At 72.7% G+C, this 18,105-nt stretch carries 14 protein-coding genes and 3 tRNA genes; 10 read left to right on the top strand and 7 right to left on the bottom strand.

Annotated elements, in window-relative coordinates; genetic code table 11:
- Window positions 1–65 precede the first annotated feature (65 nt).
- The 3 genes from ACFTXQ_RS33135 to ACFTXQ_RS33145 all read left to right on the top strand — a co-directional run bounded on the left by ACFTXQ_RS33135 (window position 66) and on the right by ACFTXQ_RS33145 (window position 4,451).
- The gene (locus tag ACFTXQ_RS33135; RefSeq protein ID WP_382648280.1) at window positions 66–1,103 is read left to right on the top strand and encodes a rod shape-determining protein; all 1,038 of its coding nucleotides are present in this window, start codon (window positions 66–68) and stop codon (window positions 1,101–1,103) included.
- Window positions 1,100–2,653 carry a GAF domain-containing protein gene (locus ACFTXQ_RS33140; protein WP_382648282.1) on the top strand — a complete coding sequence of 518 codons (1,554 nt, stop codon included), beginning with the start codon at window positions 1,100–1,102 and terminating at the stop codon, window positions 2,651–2,653. Before ACFTXQ_RS33135 ends, ACFTXQ_RS33140 begins: the two co-directional genes overlap by 4 nt.
- A 421-nt stretch (window positions 2,654–3,074) precedes the next feature.
- A complete protein-coding gene (locus ACFTXQ_RS33145; protein ID WP_382648285.1) occupies window positions 3,075–4,451 on the top strand; it encodes a carboxyl transferase domain-containing protein in 1,377 nt (458 codons plus the stop codon).
- On the opposite strand, the gene ACFTXQ_RS33150 is transcribed toward ACFTXQ_RS33145, so the two are convergent.
- The gene (locus ACFTXQ_RS33150; protein WP_382648288.1) at window positions 4,448–5,515 is read right to left on the bottom strand and encodes an esterase-like activity of phytase family protein; all 1,068 of its coding nucleotides are present in this window, start codon (window positions 5,513–5,515) and stop codon (window positions 4,448–4,450) included. The two genes, ACFTXQ_RS33145 and ACFTXQ_RS33150, sit on opposite strands and share 4 nt — an antisense overlap.
- Before the next feature lie 123 nt (window positions 5,516–5,638).
- A complete protein-coding gene (locus ACFTXQ_RS33155) occupies window positions 5,639–6,472 on the bottom strand; it encodes a helix-turn-helix domain-containing protein (RefSeq protein ID WP_382648290.1) in 834 nt (277 codons plus the stop codon).
- Window positions 6,473–6,520: 48 nt separating this feature from the next.
- Here ACFTXQ_RS33155 and ACFTXQ_RS33160 point away from each other — a divergent pair, with 48 nt between their 5' ends.
- A complete protein-coding gene (locus ACFTXQ_RS33160) occupies window positions 6,521–6,886 on the top strand; it encodes a cupin domain-containing protein (RefSeq protein ID WP_382648293.1) in 366 nt (121 codons plus the stop codon).
- Window positions 6,887–7,025: 139 nt separating this feature from the next.
- On the opposite strand, the gene ACFTXQ_RS33165 is transcribed toward ACFTXQ_RS33160, so the two are convergent.
- On the bottom strand, window positions 7,026–8,288 hold the full coding sequence (locus tag ACFTXQ_RS33165; RefSeq protein WP_382648296.1) for an MFS transporter: 1,263 nt from the start codon (window positions 8,286–8,288) through the stop codon (window positions 7,026–7,028).
- Between the two features lie 214 nt (window positions 8,289–8,502).
- Between ACFTXQ_RS33165 and ACFTXQ_RS33170 the strand changes: the two genes are divergently transcribed.
- Window positions 8,503–9,660, top strand: a complete 1,158-nt coding sequence (locus ACFTXQ_RS33170; RefSeq protein WP_382648298.1) for a glutamate--cysteine ligase — start codon at window positions 8,503–8,505, stop codon at window positions 9,658–9,660.
- A gap of 121 nt (window positions 9,661–9,781) precedes the next feature.
- Here the strand turns inward: ACFTXQ_RS33170 and ACFTXQ_RS33175 are convergent.
- The 3 genes from ACFTXQ_RS33175 to ACFTXQ_RS33185 all read right to left on the bottom strand — a co-directional run bounded on the left by ACFTXQ_RS33175 (window position 9,782) and on the right by ACFTXQ_RS33185 (window position 10,187).
- Window positions 9,782–9,855 (bottom strand) — tRNA-Ile (locus ACFTXQ_RS33175).
- A gap of 181 nt (window positions 9,856–10,036) precedes the next feature.
- Window positions 10,037–10,109: transfer RNA gene (locus ACFTXQ_RS33180), tRNA-Asn, on the bottom strand.
- Between the two features lie 5 nt (window positions 10,110–10,114).
- Window positions 10,115–10,187: transfer RNA gene (locus ACFTXQ_RS33185), tRNA-Asn, on the bottom strand.
- A gap of 145 nt (window positions 10,188–10,332) precedes the next feature.
- Here ACFTXQ_RS33185 and ACFTXQ_RS33190 point away from each other — a divergent pair.
- From ACFTXQ_RS33190 to ACFTXQ_RS33205, 4 genes are all read left to right on the top strand, one after another.
- Window positions 10,333–10,635 carry a YtxH domain-containing protein gene (locus ACFTXQ_RS33190; RefSeq protein WP_382648301.1) on the top strand — a complete coding sequence of 101 codons (303 nt, stop codon included), beginning with the start codon at window positions 10,333–10,335 and terminating at the stop codon, window positions 10,633–10,635.
- 85 nt (window positions 10,636–10,720) lie between these two features.
- Window positions 10,721–12,190, top strand: a complete 1,470-nt coding sequence (locus ACFTXQ_RS33195; protein WP_382648303.1) for an FGGY family carbohydrate kinase — start codon at window positions 10,721–10,723, stop codon at window positions 12,188–12,190.
- A gap of 135 nt (window positions 12,191–12,325) precedes the next feature.
- Window positions 12,326–14,059: an ABC transporter ATP-binding protein gene (locus ACFTXQ_RS33200; RefSeq protein WP_382648306.1), complete on the top strand. Its 1,734-nt coding sequence runs from the start codon at window positions 12,326–12,328 to the stop codon at window positions 14,057–14,059.
- Window positions 14,056–15,978, top strand: coding sequence for an ABC transporter ATP-binding protein (locus ACFTXQ_RS33205; RefSeq protein WP_382648309.1), 1,923 nt, complete (start codon window positions 14,056–14,058; stop codon window positions 15,976–15,978). The genes ACFTXQ_RS33200 and ACFTXQ_RS33205 overlap by 4 nt, the downstream gene beginning before the upstream one ends.
- Window positions 15,979–16,028: 50 nt before the next feature.
- Here the strand turns inward: ACFTXQ_RS33205 and ACFTXQ_RS33210 are convergent, their stop codons facing one another.
- Entirely contained in the window at window positions 16,029–17,039 is a 1,011-nt protein-coding gene (locus ACFTXQ_RS33210) for an RNA polymerase sigma factor (protein WP_382648315.1), read from the bottom strand.
- Window positions 17,040–17,252: 213 nt separating this feature from the next.
- Between ACFTXQ_RS33210 and ACFTXQ_RS33215 the strand changes: the two genes are divergently transcribed.
- On the top strand, window positions 17,253–17,855 hold the full coding sequence (locus ACFTXQ_RS33215) for a hypothetical protein (protein WP_382648312.1): 603 nt from the start codon (window positions 17,253–17,255) through the stop codon (window positions 17,853–17,855).
- Window positions 17,856–18,105: the final 250 nt, after the last annotated feature.

An 18,105-nucleotide genomic window follows, 5' to 3' on the forward strand; every position in this document is an offset into this window, starting at 1 on the left:
ATGATATGAAAACCAACCGGCATTCCGCCGGTCATCTTGCGTCAGCGCTCTCGGGAGGATCTGCCGTGACCGTCAGTCTTGAGCAGTTGCGCCGCTGCCACGTCGCCGTCGACCTGGGCGCGGCCAGGACCCGCGTGTACGTCAAGGGCGCGGGCCTCGTCGTCGACGAGCCCAGCGTGGCCGCCGTCAACACCCGCACCGGCGCCCTCATCGCCGTCGGAACCTTCGCCGAGCGGATGACGGGCCGTACGCCCGACTACATCCGGGTCGTGCGCCCCGTCTCCGGCGGCACCGTCGTCGACATCGAGATGGCCCAGCGGATGCTGCGCCACCTCCTCGGCGAGAAGCTGCGGCGCGCCCTGCGCCGCAAGCCGCGACTGCGGGCCGCCGCCTGCACCCCGTACGACGCCGACCCGCTCGCCCAGCGGGCGGCCGTCGAGACCCTGGTCGGGCTCGGCGCCCGGCACGTCGAACTCGTCGACACCCTGATCGCGGCCGCCGTCGGCTGCGGACTGCCCGTGGAGCAGCCGACCGCGACGATGATCATGGTGTGCGGGGCCGCGGCCACCCAGGTGGCCGTCCTCTCCCTCGGCTCGATCGTCACCGCCGAGCGGATCCCCGTCGGCGGCGAGGCCATCGACCACGCCGTCGTCCAGCACCTGCGCCACGCGCACGAGCTGATGCTGCCCAGCCAGGCCGTCCGGCCGCTCCAGCTGGCCCTGCACGGCAACGGCATCACCCCGGAAGGGCCGGCCTCCACCCTGATCCACGGCCGCGACGTGGCCACCGGGCTGGCCCGCTCCGTCCACGTGGACACCGCGGCCGTACGGGACGCCATCCACACCCCGCTGACCGCCGTCCTCGACGGCATCGGCAAGGTGCTCCGGGACTGCCCGCCGGACCTGGTCGCCGACCTGACGGACCGGGGGATCATGATGGTGGGAGGCAGCGCCCTGCTGCCCGGCCTGGACCAGATGCTGCACGACGCCACCGGCATGCCCGTCGCCATCGCCGAACGCCCGGACGTGTGCGCCGTACTGGGTCTCGGCGCGATGCTCGAAGGGAAGATCGCCCCCATGGTTCTGAACCCACTGGCCGAATGACCGACGCCGGGCAGGAGCCGGCGCGCCTCCCGGTCCTGCTGGAGGCGGTCCTCAGCGTCGGCTCCGAGCTGGAACTGCACGCCACCCTCCAGCACATCGTGGACTCGGCCGTCGAGGTCTGCGCGGCACGCTACGGAGCGCTCGGGGTCGTCGACCCCGAGCGCGTCCGGCTGACCGAGCTCTTCACGGCCGGGATGACCGAAGAGCAGCGCGCCGCCATCCCGCGCCTGCCGGACGGGCGCTCCGGCCTGCTCGGGGCCCTCATCAGCGATCCGCGCCCGCTCCTGCTCGACGACCTCACCCAGGACCCCAGGTCCGCCGGGTTCCCGCCCGGCCACCCGCCGATGCGCAGCTTCCTGGGCGTCCCGATCCGGGTGCACACGGAGGTCTTCGGCAACCTCTACCTCACCGAGAAGGCGGGCGGCGGCCCGTTCACCGAGGACGATCTCGCCCTCGTACGCGTCCTCGCCTCGCAGGCGGGCATAGCGATCGGCAACGCCCGGCTGTACGAGACCGCGCGCCGCCGGGAGCGCTGGATCGAGGGCGCCGCCGCCGTGACGACGACCCTGCTGGCCGGCCGGCCCGCCGCGGACGCGCTGATGTGCGTGGCGGAACGGGCCCGGCTGCTGGCGGACGCGGCGGCCGGGGTGATCCTCCAGCCGACCCCCGAGGGCGGCATGGAGATCGTCGCCGCCTCCACGCACGGGGACCCCGGGAACCTCGTGGGGACGACCATCGCCCCCGGATCGCCGGTACTGGAACAGCTCCTGGGCGGCGAGCCGGTCTTCATAGAGGACTCGGCCACGGACCCTCGGATGACCACCCGCGTACGGAAGCGGTTCGGGCCCAGCATGATGCTCCCGCTCCAGAGCGGCGGCCAGCTGATCGGCACCCTGGCCCTGCCGCGCGCCCGGGGCGGGCGCCCGTACGACGCGGTGGACCGGCTGCTGGCCTCGCAGTTCGCCTCACAGGCGGCGCTGGCGCTCGTCCTGGCGGACGCGCAGCACGACCGCGAGCAGCTGGCCGTCTACGAGGACCGCGACCGGATCGCCCGGGACCTGCACGACCTGGTGGTCCAGCGGCTGTTCGCGACGGAGATGATGCTGGAGAGCACGAAGAAGCGGTCGGCGGCCGCGGCCGCCGGGGACACGGTGGGCGAGGAGCTGGGCCGGGCCGTCGACGAGCTGGACTCCACCATCCAGGAGGTCCGGACGGCCATCTTCGCCCTCCAGCAGCCGCCGACGGACGCCCCGACGACCTTCCGGGGGCGGGTCCTGCGCGAAACGGGCGGGGCGGCGGTCCTGTTCGGCTTCCAGCCGTCGGTGCACTTCGCGGGGGCGGTGGACGCGATGCTCCCGGACCAGGTGACGGCCGACCTCCTCTCCGCCCTCCGCACCGCCCTGGCCGCGGCCCACCGCCGCCCGGAGGTCACCTCCATCGAGGTCGAGGTCGACGCCGTCCCCTCCCGCGTCCGCCTGACGGTCTCGGACGACGGCCGCACGGAGTCGGGAGCCCACGGAACGACGCTGACGTGGGAGTCCCCGCTGTAACCGAAATCCAACCCCGCCGGCGCTTGAGGCACGGGGTCCGGGGCGAAGCCCCACTCTTTGAGCCGCACCGGCGTACTCGGGCCAGGCACACCAAGCCCCGCCGGCGATTGAGGCGCGGGGTCCGGGGCGGAGCCCCGATCTTTGAGCCGCACCCGCACGCTCGGGGGGCCAAATCCAACCCCGCCGGCGCTTGAGGCACGGGGTCCGGGGCGGAGCCCCGATCCTGAAGCCGCACCCGCACACTCGGCCGGCCAAATCCAGCCCCGCCGGCGCTTGAGGCACGGGGTCCGGGGCAGAGCCCCGATCTTTGAGTCGCACCCGCACACTCGGCCGGCCAAATCCAGCCCCGCCGGCGATTGAGGCGCGGGGTCCGGGGCGGAGCCCCGTGGGGGCGGGCGCGCGCAGCGCCTAGGGTGGGCCCGTGACGACGACCCGCCTCTCGGCCCGCGCAGCCATCGCCTCCGTGACCGACCCCGGCAGCTTCGCCGAACTCCCCGCCCCCCACCGGGAGTCCCCCGCCGACGGCCCCCTGGCCTGGACCGGCTACGACGACTCCCGCGCCCGCGCCGCGCAGCGGACCGGCGAGCAGGAGTCCGTCGTCACCGGCACCGCCCTCATCGGCGGCCACGAAGCCACCGTGATCTCCTTCGAGTTCGGCTTCCTCGGCGGCTCGCTCGGCCAGCGCACCGGAGACCGCCTCGAAGCCGCCTACACGCACGCCCGCGAGCACCGCCTCCCCCTCGTCTCCCTGATCGCCACCGGCGGCTCCCGCATGCAGGAGGGCATGCTCGCGCTGACCCAGCTCCAGCGCGTGGCGCGCCAGAGCGTCCTGACCCGGGCCGCCGGGCTCCCCCAAATCGCCGTCCTGCGCGATCCCACCACCGGCGGCGGCTGGGCCACCCTCGGAGCCGGGGCCGACGTGGTCCTCGCGCTCCCCGGAGCCCAGGTCGGCTTCGCCGGCTCCCGCGTCCGCCCGGCGGACGCGGACCCGGCGGCGTACTCCGCCGAGGGGCAGTACGCCGCCGGGCACGTGGACGCCGTCGTCCCCCCGGCCGACCTGCCCGGCACCCTCTCCGACTGGCTGCGCGTCCTGGCCGCGCCCCGCGCCACCGAACCCGTCGAGCCCCCGGCCGCACTGGCCTGGGGGCACCTCCCGGTGGTAGCCGGGGGAGTAGCGGAACCCGCCACCGGCTGGGACGCCGTCCGACAGGCCCGCCATCCGGACCGGCCGCACGCCGAGGCCTACCTGGACGCGTACTTCGCCCTCCGCCTCCCCCTCTCCGGGGACCGCGCGGGCGGCACCGACCCCGGCATGCTGTGCGGACTCGGGCTGCGCGAGGGCCGGGCCGTGGCGTACGCCGCCCAGTGCGGCACCGCCACCCGCCCGGCGGGGTACCGTACGGCCGCCCGCGTCATCCGCCTCGCGGACCGGCTCGGCATCCCCGTACTCACCCTGGTGGACACCCCCGGCGCGGCCAACGACGCCGCCGCCGAACACGCGGGCGCCGGCGCCGCCATCGCGGACACCTTCGCGGCGCTGGCCGCAGCGGCAGTCCCCGTCACCACCCTCCTGATCGGCGAGGGCGGTTCCGGCGGCGCCCTCGCCCTGGCCGCACCGGGCAACACCTGGGTCACCCCGGACAGCTACTTCTCGGTGATCGCCCCGGAACTGGCGGCCGCCATCCTCAAGCGCCCCCCGGAGGCCGCCCCCGCCACCGCCGGCCAACTCCGCATCCGCCCCCAGGACCTGGTCGCCCTGGGCGTCGCCCGCGGCATCGTCACCCCGGACGTCCCCTAGCGGCCGCGCGCCGGCAGCCGGACGTCCATCCGGTACAGCCGCGTCACCTGCTGCGCAAGCTCGTTGTCGTCGCTGACCAGCAGCAGCCGCACCCGGCCGAGCCCGTCGTGGCCGGTCACGGCCATGCCCTCGATGTTGTCCACCAGGGGGTGGTTCTGCGGCAGCTTCGAGGGCGCCCCCAGCGTCGGGCAGTCGTCGAAGTCCCCGAGCGGCGTCTTGCGCGCGACCCGCAGCCCCGGCCCCTCCGCCAGGGTCTCCACCGCCGAGGTGTCCGTCGCGCCCAGCGGGTCGGCCACGTACAGCCGTGCGGTGATCTTGAACTGCTGCGTGAAGCCCCGCTCCAGGACGATCAGCCGGCCGTCGAGGGTCGGGGCGAGCTCGACGAGGCCGTGCCCGGCATCCACCGGGTACGCGTACTGCCGTCCCGGCGTGAACTCCCCGTTCCCGCGCCGCTCCCAGGTCTGGATCCGCTGCAGGGTCCGCCCCTGCGCGTCCTTCCCGTCTCCGGCCAGCGCCCCCTCGACGCCCGCGACCAGCGTGCGCCCGCCGGGCAGCAGCGTCAGCGACTCGAAGGTCTGGTTCGCGGTGGCCCGCCCCTGCGGCGCGAGGCGGAGGGCGTCCGGGATCGGCAGCGTGCCCAGCACCTCCCCGCCGCGGCCGTAGCGCCGGATGGCGGGCGCGAACTCGTCGGTGACCAGGTACGTCCCGTCGCGGTCGACGACGATCCCCTCGGAGTCGACCGCCTTCCCGGCGCCGTCCGTCAGCGGGAGCCGCGCGGTGGCCCGGGCGGCCGGGGTGTCGCCGCGGCCCACCTCCAGCGAGTACAGCGCCGACTTGTCGGAGATCCCGGCGACCGTGCCGTCCCGGTCGACCGCGAGCCCGGAAATGCCGCCGACGAGGCGCCCGTCGAGGGTGGTCTTGTCGAGCGCGTCGGAGTAGCCCGCGACGGAGAGGTACGGCGAGCAGGACCGGTCCTCCTTCGGGGCCGCGACGGCGGGCGGCACGAGCATGCCGGAGAGCGCCGCGGCGGCTGCCGCGGTGGTGGCGAGCGTACGAAGGCGCATGAAGGCCTTCCTCCTGATTCGACGGACACGATTCGATTTCAGAACTACCGAACTGTCATATGCCGAATCGAAAGAAAGCGGAAGACCGCGCAACACGATGGCAACGAACCGGCCAACTCCCCTTCACATCCGGCCGGATCGGGCGAACCTCGCCGGACTGGTCCCGACGTGCCGCCCGAAGTGCCGCGCCAGGTGCGCCTGGTCGTAGAAGCCCGCCGCCACGGCCGCCTCGGCCGGCCGCATCCCCGCCAGCAGCAGCCGCCGCGCCAGCGCCACCCGACGTCCCGTGAGGTACGCGTGGGGCGGCAGCCCGTACGCCGTCCGGAAGCTCCGGATCAGGTGCGTGGGATGGACGTTCCCCAGCTCCGCCGAGGCCTCCTCCAGGCCGATCCCCTCGGTCACCCGCGCGTCGATCAGCTCGCGCAGCCGTACCGCGAGCCCCGCACCCGGCGCCCCGTACGCCGCCGGCACGCGCCCCGCGAGCCACCGGTGCAGCCGTTCCCGTACGAAGGCCAGCCGCGACTCGGCCTCCAGCCGCTCGACCGCCCCGGCGGGCAGCGCCCGCGTGCCGAGCGCCCGGTGCAGGCCGTGGACGCGCTCCCGCAGGACCGGGTCGAGCAGCAGCGGGGCGTCGACGGCGGCGCCGGTGAGTCCCTCGGGCAGAACGGAGGCGTCGAGGTACAGCACGCGCTTGCGGAAGCCGGCCTCGGTGACGGTCCGCCCGTCGTGGACGACCCCGGGAGGCAGCAGGACCACGGCGTCCCGGACCCCGACGCCGTGCCGCTCGCGGTCCAGCGCGAAGTCGACCCGCCCGCCGTCCAGGATCATCAGCGCCCAGGTGTCGTGCACGTGCGCCGGGTAGGCGTGGTCGGTGAACCGGGCGTGGAAGACCTCGGCGATCCCGGGGACCGGCGGCTGCCAGGCGGAGACGGTGCTGCGCGGACGTATCGCGGCCATGTCAGGAACGTACAAGACCGCCCGCGCCCGGCCCGGCAGCCTGCTCCCATGACACCGAACACCCCCGTGAACATCGCGCGCAAGCTGTCCGCCTTCGACGAGCAGTGGGCCCCGCGCCGCCTGGCCCGCGTCAACGACTACGAGGTCAAGGCCGCCAAGATCCAGGGCGAGTTCGTCTGGCACTCCCACGAGGACACCGACGAGCTCTTCCTCGTGATCAGCGGCACCCTGACGATCCGCCTCCGCGACGGCGACGTCGTCCTGCGGCCCGGCGAGCTGTACGTCGTCCCGCGCGGGGTGGAGCACTGCCCGGCGGCGGACGAGGAGACGGCGATCCTCCTCTTCGAGCCGACCGGCACCACCAACACCGGCTCGGCGGGCGGCGACCGCACCCGGGAACCGGTGGACGCGTAGCCGACCCGGCCCCGCCGGCGTTTGAGGCGCGGGGGTCCGGGGCAGCGCCCCGGGGAACGGTGGAAGGGCGCGTAGGGGACCCGCTCCGCGCAGCGGCACACCGGGGCCACCACCCGGGGGCGGGACCCGGCGGCCGGGGCTAAGCCTGGGGCGTACGGGCGTCGTAACGGGCGAACCCCCGCCACCGCAGCGCGAGCAACCCGAGCACGAGAACGCACGCGAGCCCCCCACCCGTGACCGCCACCGCGGGAGACGTCAGATCGGCGACCGTCCCGGCCAGGAAGTCCCCGAGCCGCGGCCCGCCCGCGACGACCACGATGAACACGCCCTGAAGACGCCCCCGCATCTCGTCCGGCGTGGCCGCCTGCAGCATCGTGGTGCGGAACACCATCGAAATGGTGTCCGCGCAGCCGGCCAAGGCGAGGAAGAACAGCCCGAGCCACAGGTTCCGGGTGAGCCCGAAGACGGCGACGGCCAGCCCCCAGGCGGCGACGGAGAGCAGGATCGCCACCCCGTGCCGGCGGATGCGTCCCTGCCAGCCGGAGAACAGCCCGCCCAGCAGCGCCCCGACGGCGGGCGCGGCGGCCAGCAGGCCCACGGTCTTGGCGTCGCCGCCGAACCAGAGCCCGGCGATGGCCGGGAACAGCGCCCGGGGGTGGGCCAGCACCATGGCCGCCATGTCGGAGAAGAAGGTCATGCGGATGTTGGGCCGGGTCCCGAGGAACCGCAGGCCGTCGACGACGGAGGCCCTGCCCCGCGCGCCGCTCTCCCGGTCGGGCTTCATCGACGGCAGCCGCCACATGGCGTAGAGGGCGGCGCCGAAGGTCACGGCGTCGATCAGGTAGGCGGCCTGGTAGCCCCACCAGCCGACGATCAGCCCGCCCAGCATCGGGCCGGCCATCATCCCGGAGGTCATGGTCACGGAGTTCAGCGCGTTGGCGGCCGGCAGCTGCTCGGCCGGCAGCAGCCGCGGGATCATCGCGGACCGGGCCGGGTTGGTGAGCGCCCCGCACACCGCCTGGAGCGCGACGACGGCGTACAGGAACCAGACCCGGTGGTAGTCGAGGAGCGCGGCGGCGGCCAGTGCCACCGACAGCCCGGCCGCGGCCAGGGAGCTGTAGAGGCCGAGCTTGCGCCGGTCCACGGTGTCGGCGATGGCGCCGCCGTAGAGCCCGAAGGCGATGAGCGGGACCAGCGTGAAGAGCCCGACGAGTCCGACGGAGAAGCTGGAGCGGGTGATGTCGTAGACCTGGAGCGAGATCGCGAGCGCGGTCATCGCCTGGCCGAGCCAGGAGATCGTGCCGCCGATCCACAGCCGCCGGTAGTCCGGCGAGGTGCGCAGGGGCGTGATGTCGGCGAATATTCGCCGTCGGGTCCGGGTAGGCGCGGTCGTACTGGTCACAACGGATGGTAACCGCCGGCCGCCCGGCACCAGGGGTTCCGATCCGCCCCTTTCACCCACCCGCAACATTCGCCCCACCCAGCCCCCCGGCCCCGACGCGGGCGAATTTTGCCGGTAACTCGCCACTATCACCGGACATTTGACTGAATCGGCGTGCGCTGCTCGCCACGTGTTCAGCTCATGATGAAAAGACTCGTATGTCCAGGGAGGCGTAGTGATCGAACCTGGCAACAGCACCACGAGCACCGGCACCGCGCAGAACACGGTGCGCCCCACCGTCCCCCTCACCGTCGGAGTCGAGGAGGAATTCCTGCTCGTCGACGCCCGCACCTTCCGGGTGGTCCCCGCCGCCCCGCTCGTCCTCGCCACGGCGGGCGGGCTGCCGGGCGAGCTGCATGCCGAAGGCACCCGCTACCAAGTGGAGATCTCCACCCCGATCGCCCACTCGGCGGCTTCGCTGCGCGAGGAGCTCGCCGCCCGGCGGCGTACCCTCGGGCGGGCCGCCCGCGCCCACGGCTGCCGTCTGCTGGCCGCCCCCTCGCCGGTCGTGGCCGTGGAGGGGCCCCTGCACCTGACCGACGACGAGCCGCGCCAGCGCGAGCAGCACCGCCGCTTCGGCGCGCTCACCGACACCCTGGTGAGCTGCGGCCGGCACATCCACGTCGGCACGCTCGACGTGGACACGGCGGTCGCGGTGTCCAACCGGGTCAGACCCTGGCTGCCCACGCTGATCGCGCTGGCCGCCAACTCGCCGTTCTGGGGTGGCCGTGACACCGGTCACGCCAGCTGGCGGGCGATGGCCTGGTCGGGCTGGCCCTCGGCGGGCCTGCCCCCGCACTTCACGTCCACGGCCCACTTCCGGCGCTCGGTGCAGACCCTGCTCGGCTCCGGGGCGGCCCTGGACACGAAGATGGTCTATTGGGACCTCCGCCCGTCCGGGAACTGGCCCACGCTCGAGATCCGGGCGCCCGACATGTCCCCGTACATCGACACGGCCATCCTCCAGGCGGAGCTGGTCCGCGCGCTCGTGGCCACGGCGCTGCGCGAGATCGCGGAGCGGCGCCCCGACCCGGCCCTGCGGGACGACGTACTGCGCCTCGCGCGCTGGCGGGCGGCCCACGACGGCCTGGAGGGGTTCGGGCTCGACCCGTACACGGGCGCCGAACTGCCGGCGGCCGACCTCGCGGAGGCCCTGCTGGACCTGGTGGCTCCGGAACTGGCCGCCACCGGTGACCTCGACCACGCGGCCAAGACACTGGGCGGGCTCCTCCGCGACGGCTCGGGCGCCCACCGCCAACGCGTGGCGTTCGCGCGCCGCCAGGACCTGACGGACGTACTGCGCCACCTCGTGGACGAAACGGAGAACTTCTAGCCCCTCAGTCCCGGCGTATCGGAGCCCCGGCTCCCGGGAGCATCGGGGCCCGATATCCCGGCACCCGCTCCGAATACGCCAAAGCCGCAGGTGCAATCGTTTCTGCACCTGCGGCTCGCAGTGGGGCGGGTGGGACTCGAACCCACGGCCGACGGATTATGAGTCCGCTGCTCTAACCGGCTGAGCTACCGCCCCTTCACGGCGTGGCGCGTACACGTGTGCGCGCCGTCTGCCGCAGCATAGCCGCTCATACGATCTCCTGCCTCGGATGCCTCGCATGATCGGCTTCGCCTGTTCAGAGAGACCGCGCTGAGGGCTGCCCGGTTCCCCGCCAGGGCAAAAAAGAAGAGGACCCAGGGGGTCCTCTTCTTCCTTGCTCCCCCGGCTGGACTCGAACCAGCAACCCTCCGGTTAACAGCCGAATGCTCTGCCAATTGAGCTACAGGGGATCGCGCTCCCCCGACTGGACTCGAACCAGTAACCTGCCGGTTAACAGCCGGCTGCTCTGCCAATTGAGCTACAGGGGATTGCTGCGGTGCATCGAACAGCCCACCTCCGGCCTTGCCGGGGGGCGAGCGCCCGTTGCGAGTCATAGATTAGCGCAAGCAGGGGGGTGCTCCGCCAATCGGTATCGACAGCAGGCCGGGCACCACACGACGAAGGGTGACAGGCATGCGGTACAAGGTCACGTTCGCGGCCGGACTGGCCCTCGGGTACGTGCTCGGAACCCGGGCCGGGCGCGAGCGGTACGAGGCGATGAAGAAGTCCGCGCGGGAGCTCGCGCAGAACCCCGTGGTGCGCAACGCCGCCGAGACGGCCGGTCAGACCGGGCGCGGGTTCGCGGGGAAGGCCTTCGCCGCGGTGAGCGACAAGGTCGGCGCCGCCGTGCCGAGCGCGCTCGCCGGGCGGGTGCGCTCACTGCGCGACCGGGGCGGTGCCGGTACCGAGGACGACTGGGGCACCAGCAACACGTGAGACTCCCGGGGCCTGCGGGACCCGTGGGGTTTCCGAGGGCTCCGCGACGGCCGATACCGGCCCGGCGTGCGGCAGAATTCTCCGCATGGGGATAGTCGCCGGGCTGGACAGCTCTTCCGCGTTCACACGCATCGTCGTCTGCGACACCGAGACCGGTGCCGTGCTGCGCCAGGGGTACGCACCCCATCCACAGCCCGCGGCGGAACCGGACGGCGCCAATCCGCACGAGACCGATCCGCAGGCCTGGCTCCTCTCGCTCGGCGAGGCCGCCGGCGGCGGGCTCCTCGAAGGGGTCCAGGCCATCGGGGTCTCCGCGCAGCAGCACGGCCTGCTGCCGCTCGACGCCCAGGGCGGGCTCGTACGGCCGGCCCTCGTCGGCAACGACAAGCGCGGCCAGGTGGCCGCCGCCGATCTCGTCGACGGCCTCGGCGGCCGGCACGCGTGGGCCGAGGCCGTGGGCTCGGTCCCGCACTCGGCGCAGCCCCTGGCGAAGCTGGCCTGGCTGGCGCGCACCGAGCCCGAGGCGGCCCGCCGGGTGGCGGTGCTGATGTCCCCGCACGACTGGCTGGTCTGGCAGCTGCTGGGCCGCCCCGCCCGGCGGACCACCGACCGCGGCGGCGCCTCCGGCACCGGCTACTGGTCGGCGGCCACCGGTTCCTGGCGCCCCGACCTGGTCGAGCTCGCGCTCGGGCACCGGGCCCTGCTGCCCGAGGTGCTCGGTCCGGCCGAGGCCGCCGGGACCACACCCGAGGGCCTGCTCATATCCGCCGGCACCGGCGAGACGATGGCCGCCGCGCTCGGGCTGGGGCTCGGCCCCGGCGACGCGGTGGTGTCGCTGGGCGCCTCCGGTTCGGTGATGGCGGTGCACCACGAGGCGCTGTCGGAGCCGGGCGGCCTGATCACCTCCCTGGCCGACGCCGCCGGTCTGCACCTGCCGGTGGTCAACACCTCCAATGCCGTACGGGCGCTGCGCGGCACCGCCGAGCTGCTGGGCACCGATCTGGAGGGGCTGTCCGAGCTCGCGCTGAAGTCGACGCCGGGCGCGCACGGCCTCGTCCTCCTGCCGTACCTGGAGGGCGAGCGGACGCCGAACCTGCCGCACACCGCCGGGACCCTGTCCGGGCTGCGCCGGGACTCGATGAAGCCGGAGCACCTGGCGCGGGCCGCCTTCGAGGGCATGCTGTGCGGGCTGGTGGACGCCCTGGACGTGCTGCGCACGCGCGGGGTCGAGATCCGCCGGGTGTTCCTGCTGGGCGCGGCGGCCGAGCTGCCCGCCGTACAGGCCGCGGCCCCGGGGCTGTTCGGGACGCAGGTCGTCGTACCGGCTCCGGCCGACTACGCGGCGCTGGGCGCCGCGCGCCAGGCGGCCTGGGCGCTCGGTGTGGCGCAGGGCACACTGGCCCCGCACACCCCGCCGGTCTGGCCGGCCCCCGCGGCGCAGGTGTTCGAGCCGGGCGAGGAGTTCCCGGCCTGGCAGGCGGTGCGCCAGCAGTACATCGCCACGCGGGAGCAGATCCACCCCGGGGCCTTCCAGCCGGGTGCCGGGGCCTTCTAGGCGGGCGCCGCCGGGACCGCAGGCGTAGGGCGGTCTACTCCTTTTGACCGGGCTTTGCGAAAAGCGGTGGGGATCGGGCGGCCGGTTGGCCGAAGATGGGGTGAACCCCTCGATCTTGCCGACCGGAGCCTGCGCGTGCTCATACGACTTCTGCGGACCCATCTGAGTCCGTACCGGAAACCCATCGCCCTGCTGGTCCTGCTGCAACTGCTCCAGACCAGTGCGAGCCTCTACCTGCCCACGCTCAACGCCGACATCATTGACAACGGTGTCGTCAACGGGGACACCGGCTACATCCTGCGCTTCGGCGCACTGATGCTCGGCGTCTCGCTGGTCCAGCTCGTCTGCAACGTCGGGGCCGTCTACTACGGCGCCCGTACGGCGGCGGCCTTCGGCCGGGACGTCCGCGCCGCCGTCTTCGACCGCGTGCAGAGCTTCTCCGCCCGGGAGCTCGGCCAGTTCGGCGCCCCGTCCCTGATCACCCGTACGACGAACGACGTCCAGCAGGTCCAGATGCTGGTGCTGATGACCTTCACCCTGATGGTCTCGGCGCCGATCATGTGCGTCGGCGGCATCGCGATGGCGCTGTCGCTCGACGTGAAGCTGTCGGGCGTCCTGCTCGCGGTCGTCCCCGTGCTCGGCCTGGCGGTCGGCGCGATCGTCCTCAAGACGCGGCCGCTGTTCCGTCAGATGCAGGAGCGCCTGGACACCGTCAACCGGGTGCTGCGCGAGCAGATCACCGGCAACCGGGTGATCCGCGCCTTCGTCCGCGACGACTACGAGAAGGACCGTTTCCGGGAGGCCAACGCGGACCTCACCGGTGTGTCCCTCGCCGCCGGCAAGCTGCTCGCCCTGATGTTCCCCACCGTCATCGTGGTCGTGAACATCTCCAGCGTCGCCGTCATCTGGTTCGGCGCGATGCGCGTCGACAGCAACGGCATGGAGATCGGCCAGCTGACGGCCTTCCTCGCCTACCTGATGCAGATCGTCATGTCCGTGATGATGGCCACCTTCATGTTCATGATGGTGCCGCGCGCCGAGGTCTGCGCCGAGCGCATCCAGGAGGTCCTGGACACCGAGTCGAGCGTGATCCCGCCGGCCGACCCCGTGAGCAAGCTGCCCTCGCGCGGCCGGCTCGAGCTGCGCGGCGCCGACTTCCGCTACCCGGGGGCCGAGGCCCCGGTGCTGCGCGGGGTGGACCTGGTGGCCCGCCCCGGCGAGACCACGGCGGTGATCGGCTCCACCGGAAGCGGCAAGTCCACCCTGCTGGGCCTGGTCCCGCGTCTGTTCGACGCGACCGGCGGCGAGGTGCTGGTCGACGGCGAGGACGTACGCCGCCTCGACCCGCAGCTGCTGGCCAGGACGGTCGGCATGGTCCCGCAGAAGCCGTACCTGTTCTCCGGAACCGTCGCCTCCAACCTTCGCTACGGGCGCCCCGACGCGACCGACGAAGAGCTCTGGCAGGCACTGGAAGTGGCCCAGGCCAAGGGCTTCGTATCCGAGCTGGAGGGCGGCCTGGAGGCCCCGATCACCCAGGGCGGAACCAATGTCTCCGGCGGCCAGCGCCAGCGGCTGGCCATCGCCCGCACGCTGGTGCAGCGCCCGGAGATCTACCTCTTCGACGACTCCTTCTCGGCCCTGGACTACGCGACGGACGCGGCGCTGCGCGCGGCGCTCGCCCGCGAGACCGAGGACGCGACCGTGGTGATCGTCGCCCAGCGGGTCTCCACGATCCGCGACGCCGACCGGATCATCGTCCTCGACGAGGGCCAGGTGGTCGGCGAGGGCCGACACCACGAGCTGATGGCCGGCAACGAGACCTACCGGGAGATCGTGCTCTCCCAGCTGACGGAGGCGGAGGCCGCATGAGCGGGCCCGGAGGACGGATGATGATGGGGCCGGCCCAGCGGTCCCTGGACTTCAAGGGCTCGGGCAAGCGGCTGCTGGCCCAGCTCGCCCACGACCGGACCAAGATCTGGGGCATGGTGCTGGCCGTGGTCGGCTCGGTCGCCTGCGCGGTCGTCGGGCCGAAGATCCTCGGCGAGGCCACCGACCTGGTCTTCGCGGGGATCGTCGGCCGGGAGCTGCCGGCGGGCCTGACGAAGCAGCAGGCGCTGGACGGCATGCGCGCCCAAGGCCACGGCGGCATGGCGGACATGCTCTCCGGCACGGACTTCATCCCCGGCGAGGGCATCGACTTCGGTGCCGTCGGGGTCGTGGCGATCTGGGCGCTGGTGGTCTTCACGCTGGCGGGCCTGCTGATGCTGGTCGCGACGCGCCTGTCGAACCACATCATGAACGGCACCGTCTACCGGATGCGCGAGGAGCTCCAGGCGAAGCTGTCGCGGCTGCCGCTGTCGTACTTCGACCAGCAGAAGCGCGGCGAGGTGCTCAGCCGGGCCACGAACGACATCGACAACATCGGCCAGACGCTCCAGCAGACGATGGGGCAGCTGATGAACTCGCTGCTGACCATCGTCGGCGTGCTGGCGATGATGTTCTGGATCTCGCCGCTGCTGGCGCTGGTCGCGCTGCTGACCGTGCCGCTCTCGATCTTCGTCGCGGCGAAGATCGGCAAGAAGTCGCAGCCGCAGTTCGTGGCGCAGTGGAAGACCACCGGCGCGCTCAACGCGCACATCGAGGAGATGTACTCGGGCCACAACCTGGTCAAGGTCTTCGGCCGGCAGCGGGAGTCCGCGGCGGTCTTCGCCGAGCAGAACGAGGCGCTCTACCGGGCCTCCTTCAAGGCGCAGCTGGTCAGCGGGATCATGCAGCCGGTGATGTTCTTCATCTCGAACATCAACTACGTGCTGATCGCGGTGGTCGGCGGGCTCCGGGTCGCCTCGGGCACCCTGTCGATCGGTGACGTGCAGGCCTTCATCCAGTACTCGCGGCAGTTCTCGATGCCGCTCACGCAGGTCGCCTCGATGGCGAACCTCGTACAGTCCGGCGTCGCCTCGGCGGAGCGGGTGTACGAGCTGCTGGACGCGGAGGAGCAGGAACCGGACGCCGAGGTTCCGGAGCGTCCGGAGACCCTGCGCGGCCAGGTCACCCTCGACAAGGTGGCCTTCCGCTACGAGGCGGACAAGCCGCTGATCGAGAACCTCTCGCTGCACGTCGAGCCCGGCCACACGGTCGCGATCGTCGGCCCGACGGGCGCCGGCAAGACCACGCTCGTAAACCTGCTGATGCGGTTCTACGAGGTGACGGGCGGGGAGATCGCCCTCGACGGCGTCGACATCTCGAAGATGACCCGCGAGGAACTGCGCGGCGGGATCGGCATGGTGCTCCAGGACACCTGGCTGTTCGGCGGCACCATCGCGGAGAACATCGCCTACGGGGCTTCGCGCGAGGTCACGCGCGCCGAGATCGAGGAGGCCGCACGGGCGGCCCACGCGGACCGGTTCATCCGCACCCTGCCGGACGGCTACGACACCGTGCTGGACGACGAGGGCGCGGGCGTCAGCGCCGGCGAGAAGCAGCTGATCACCATCGCCCGGGCGTTCCTGTCGGACCCGGTGATCCTGGTGCTCGACGAGGCGACGAGCTCGGTGGACACCCGTACCGAGGTGCTGATCCAGAAGGCGATGGCGCGCCTGGCGCACGGCCGTACGTCCTTCGTGATCGCGCACCGGCTGTCCACGATCCGCGACGCGGACGTGATCCTGGTGATGGAGAGCGGCTCGATCGTGGAGCAGGGCACGCACGAGGAGCTGCTGGCCTCGGAGGGTGCGTACGCGCGGCTGTACGCGGCGCAGTTCGCGCAGGCGGTGGCCGAGGTCGACTGATCGCGGCGGCCGGCGGGTGGGGGCGTCCTTCGGGGCGCCCCGTTCCCGTTTCAGTCCAGGTAGCCCCTCAGCTGGTCGGCGAAGGCGTGGTCGCGCAGCTTGTTGAGGGTCTTGGACTCGATCTGGCGGATCCGTTCGCGCGTGACGCCGAAGATCCGGCCGATCTCCTCCAGGGTGCGGGGGCGCCCGTCGTCGAGCCCGTACCGCAGCTGGACGACCTTCCGCTCGCGCTCGCCGAGGGTCGACAGCACCGCTTCGAGGTGCTCGCGCAGCAGGAAGAAGGCGGCGGACTCCACGGGCGAGGCGGCGTCGCCGTCCTCGATGAGGTCGCCGAGCGCGACGTCGTCCTCCTCGCCGACCGGGGCGTGCAGGGAGACGGGCTCCTGGGCGAGGCGGAGCACTTCCATGACGCGCTCGGGGGTCAGCTCCAGGTGGACGGCGACCTCTTCGGCGGTGGGCTCGTATCCGCGCTCCTGGAGCATGCGGCGCTGGACGCGCACGACGCGGTTGATCAGCTCCACCACGTGGACGGGCACACGGATGGTCCGGGCCTGGTCGGCGAGGGCCCGGGACATGGCCTGGCGGATCCACCAGGTGGCGTAGGTGGAGAACTTGTACCCGCGGGCGTAGTCGAACTTCTCAACGGCCCGTATGAGCCCGAGGTTCCCCTCCTGCACGAGGTCGAGCATGGTGAGCCCGCGGCCCACGTAGCGCTTCGCGACGGAGACCACGAGCCGCAGGTTCGACTCGATGAGGCGGCGTTTGGCCATCCGGCCCATGACGACGAGCCGGTCGAGGTCCACCGCGAGCTGGGAGTCGAGGTCGGGGGTGTTGCCGAGCTTCTCCTCGGCGAACAGCCCGGCTTCGACGCGGCGCGCGAGGTCGACCTCCTCGGCGGCGGTGAGCAGCGGGATCCTGCCTATCTCGCGCAGGTATTGCCGGAACAGATCGGCGGACGGACCCGCTCCGCCCGCACGGTCGCCGCTGCCGCCGGCGCCGCTGCGCCTGCGCTGGGTGGGCAGCTGCTCGATCAGCTCGAGGGGCTCTGGCTCGTCGTCCATGGCCTCGGCCTCGCGCTCGGGCTCATCGGTCACGGTCAGGGGCTGGGTCTGGGTCTGCACGGGGGCGACCTCCAGGGGTCCGAGGACTCAGGCACCGCAACTCAGTGTGGGGTACGACACATCGCTGCCACGAGGGGCGTGCGAGCACTTTCTGCACTCGGTGCGTGACCGGATGGTTACCCCCCGGCGGCGACCCCGATGCGGACCGGAAGCATGTCCGAGAAGATCGGCTCCATGTACGAGGACGAAACGCACATCACGGTGCGGTGCGCGGACGCGGAGGCGCTGGACCGCCTCGACGCGTGGGCCGCGGCGCGGGAGTTGAAGGTGACGCACATCGTGCTGGCGCGGGGCCGCATGGTGTCCCAGCCGATGCTGACCCTGCGCGACCGCACCGGCCACGAGACCCTGGTGCCGGCGCTGCGCGAGGCGGGCTTCGACCCGGTGCGGGTCAAGGTGGAGACGGTCCCGTGGACGACGGACCGCCCGGGCCCGGGCGGCGGCTACTTCGAGCACCACCTGGAACTGCTGCTGGAGGCGGACTTCGACCGGGCGGCCCTGGAGGCCCTGGTCGTCCCGCGCGGCGCACACCTCTCCCGGAACGCCCGCCGGCCCCTGCCCGGGGGCTACCAGACGCGCTTCGTGACCCAGCGATGGCGCGGCACGGCGGCGGAGGCGGGGGCGGCGTGCGACGCCCTGGTCACCGCCCTCGCCTCGGCCGGGTACGAAATCGGCTCGGAGGAGCGGAGGTTCGTGCTGTACGACAGTGACCTGTCTTTGGACGACGGCTGGATCGAGGTGGGAGATCTCCGGTGACGTGGCGGAGGACGCCGTGCCAGCTCGATTTCGTGTTCAACAAGCGACTCCCGGCCGAGGCCGAGCCGGTGAAACTGGCGTGCGGGGCCGTGGTTGGCCGCCCCGCGCCCCGGCACGGCGGTGGGCCTGGCGCCCACTTTCGGCGGGTGGGAGGGCTAGGGCCTGTTGTGAAAATGCTGGTCACAGCCATTCGTTGATGGCTGCGACCAGCACGGTCGCTTCGTAGCGGACGGCGAGTTTGTCGTACCTG

This window comes from Streptomyces sp. NPDC057010, from assembly GCF_042673805.1.
Lineage (GTDB): Bacteria > Actinomycetota > Actinomycetes > Streptomycetales > Streptomycetaceae > Streptomyces.

What these genes read in the sequence shown, in the direction of transcription:
- ACFTXQ_RS33205 (WP_382648309.1), top strand. Translation starts at nt 14,056, where the DNA reads ATGAGCGGGCCCGGAGGACGGATGATGATGGGGCCGGCCCAGCGGTCC.
- ACFTXQ_RS33215 (WP_382648312.1), top strand. Translation starts at nt 17,253, where the DNA reads ATGTCCGAGAAGATCGGCTCCATGTACGAGGACGAAACGCACATCACG.
- ACFTXQ_RS33150 (WP_382648288.1), bottom strand. Translation starts at nt 5,515, where the DNA reads ATGCGCCTTCGTACGCTCGCCACCACCGCGGCAGCCGCCGCGGCGCTC.
- ACFTXQ_RS33190 (WP_382648301.1), top strand. Translation starts at nt 10,333, where the DNA reads ATGCGGTACAAGGTCACGTTCGCGGCCGGACTGGCCCTCGGGTACGTG.
- ACFTXQ_RS33195 (WP_382648303.1), top strand. Translation starts at nt 10,721, where the DNA reads ATGGGGATAGTCGCCGGGCTGGACAGCTCTTCCGCGTTCACACGCATC.
- ACFTXQ_RS33140 (WP_382648282.1), top strand. Translation starts at nt 1,100, where the DNA reads ATGACCGACGCCGGGCAGGAGCCGGCGCGCCTCCCGGTCCTGCTGGAG.
- ACFTXQ_RS33155 (WP_382648290.1), bottom strand. Translation starts at nt 6,472, where the DNA reads ATGGCCGCGATACGTCCGCGCAGCACCGTCTCCGCCTGGCAGCCGCCG.
- ACFTXQ_RS33160 (WP_382648293.1), top strand. Translation starts at nt 6,521, where the DNA reads ATGACACCGAACACCCCCGTGAACATCGCGCGCAAGCTGTCCGCCTTC.
- ACFTXQ_RS33210 (WP_382648315.1), bottom strand. Translation starts at nt 17,039, where the DNA reads ATGGACGACGAGCCAGAGCCCCTCGAGCTGATCGAGCAGCTGCCCACC.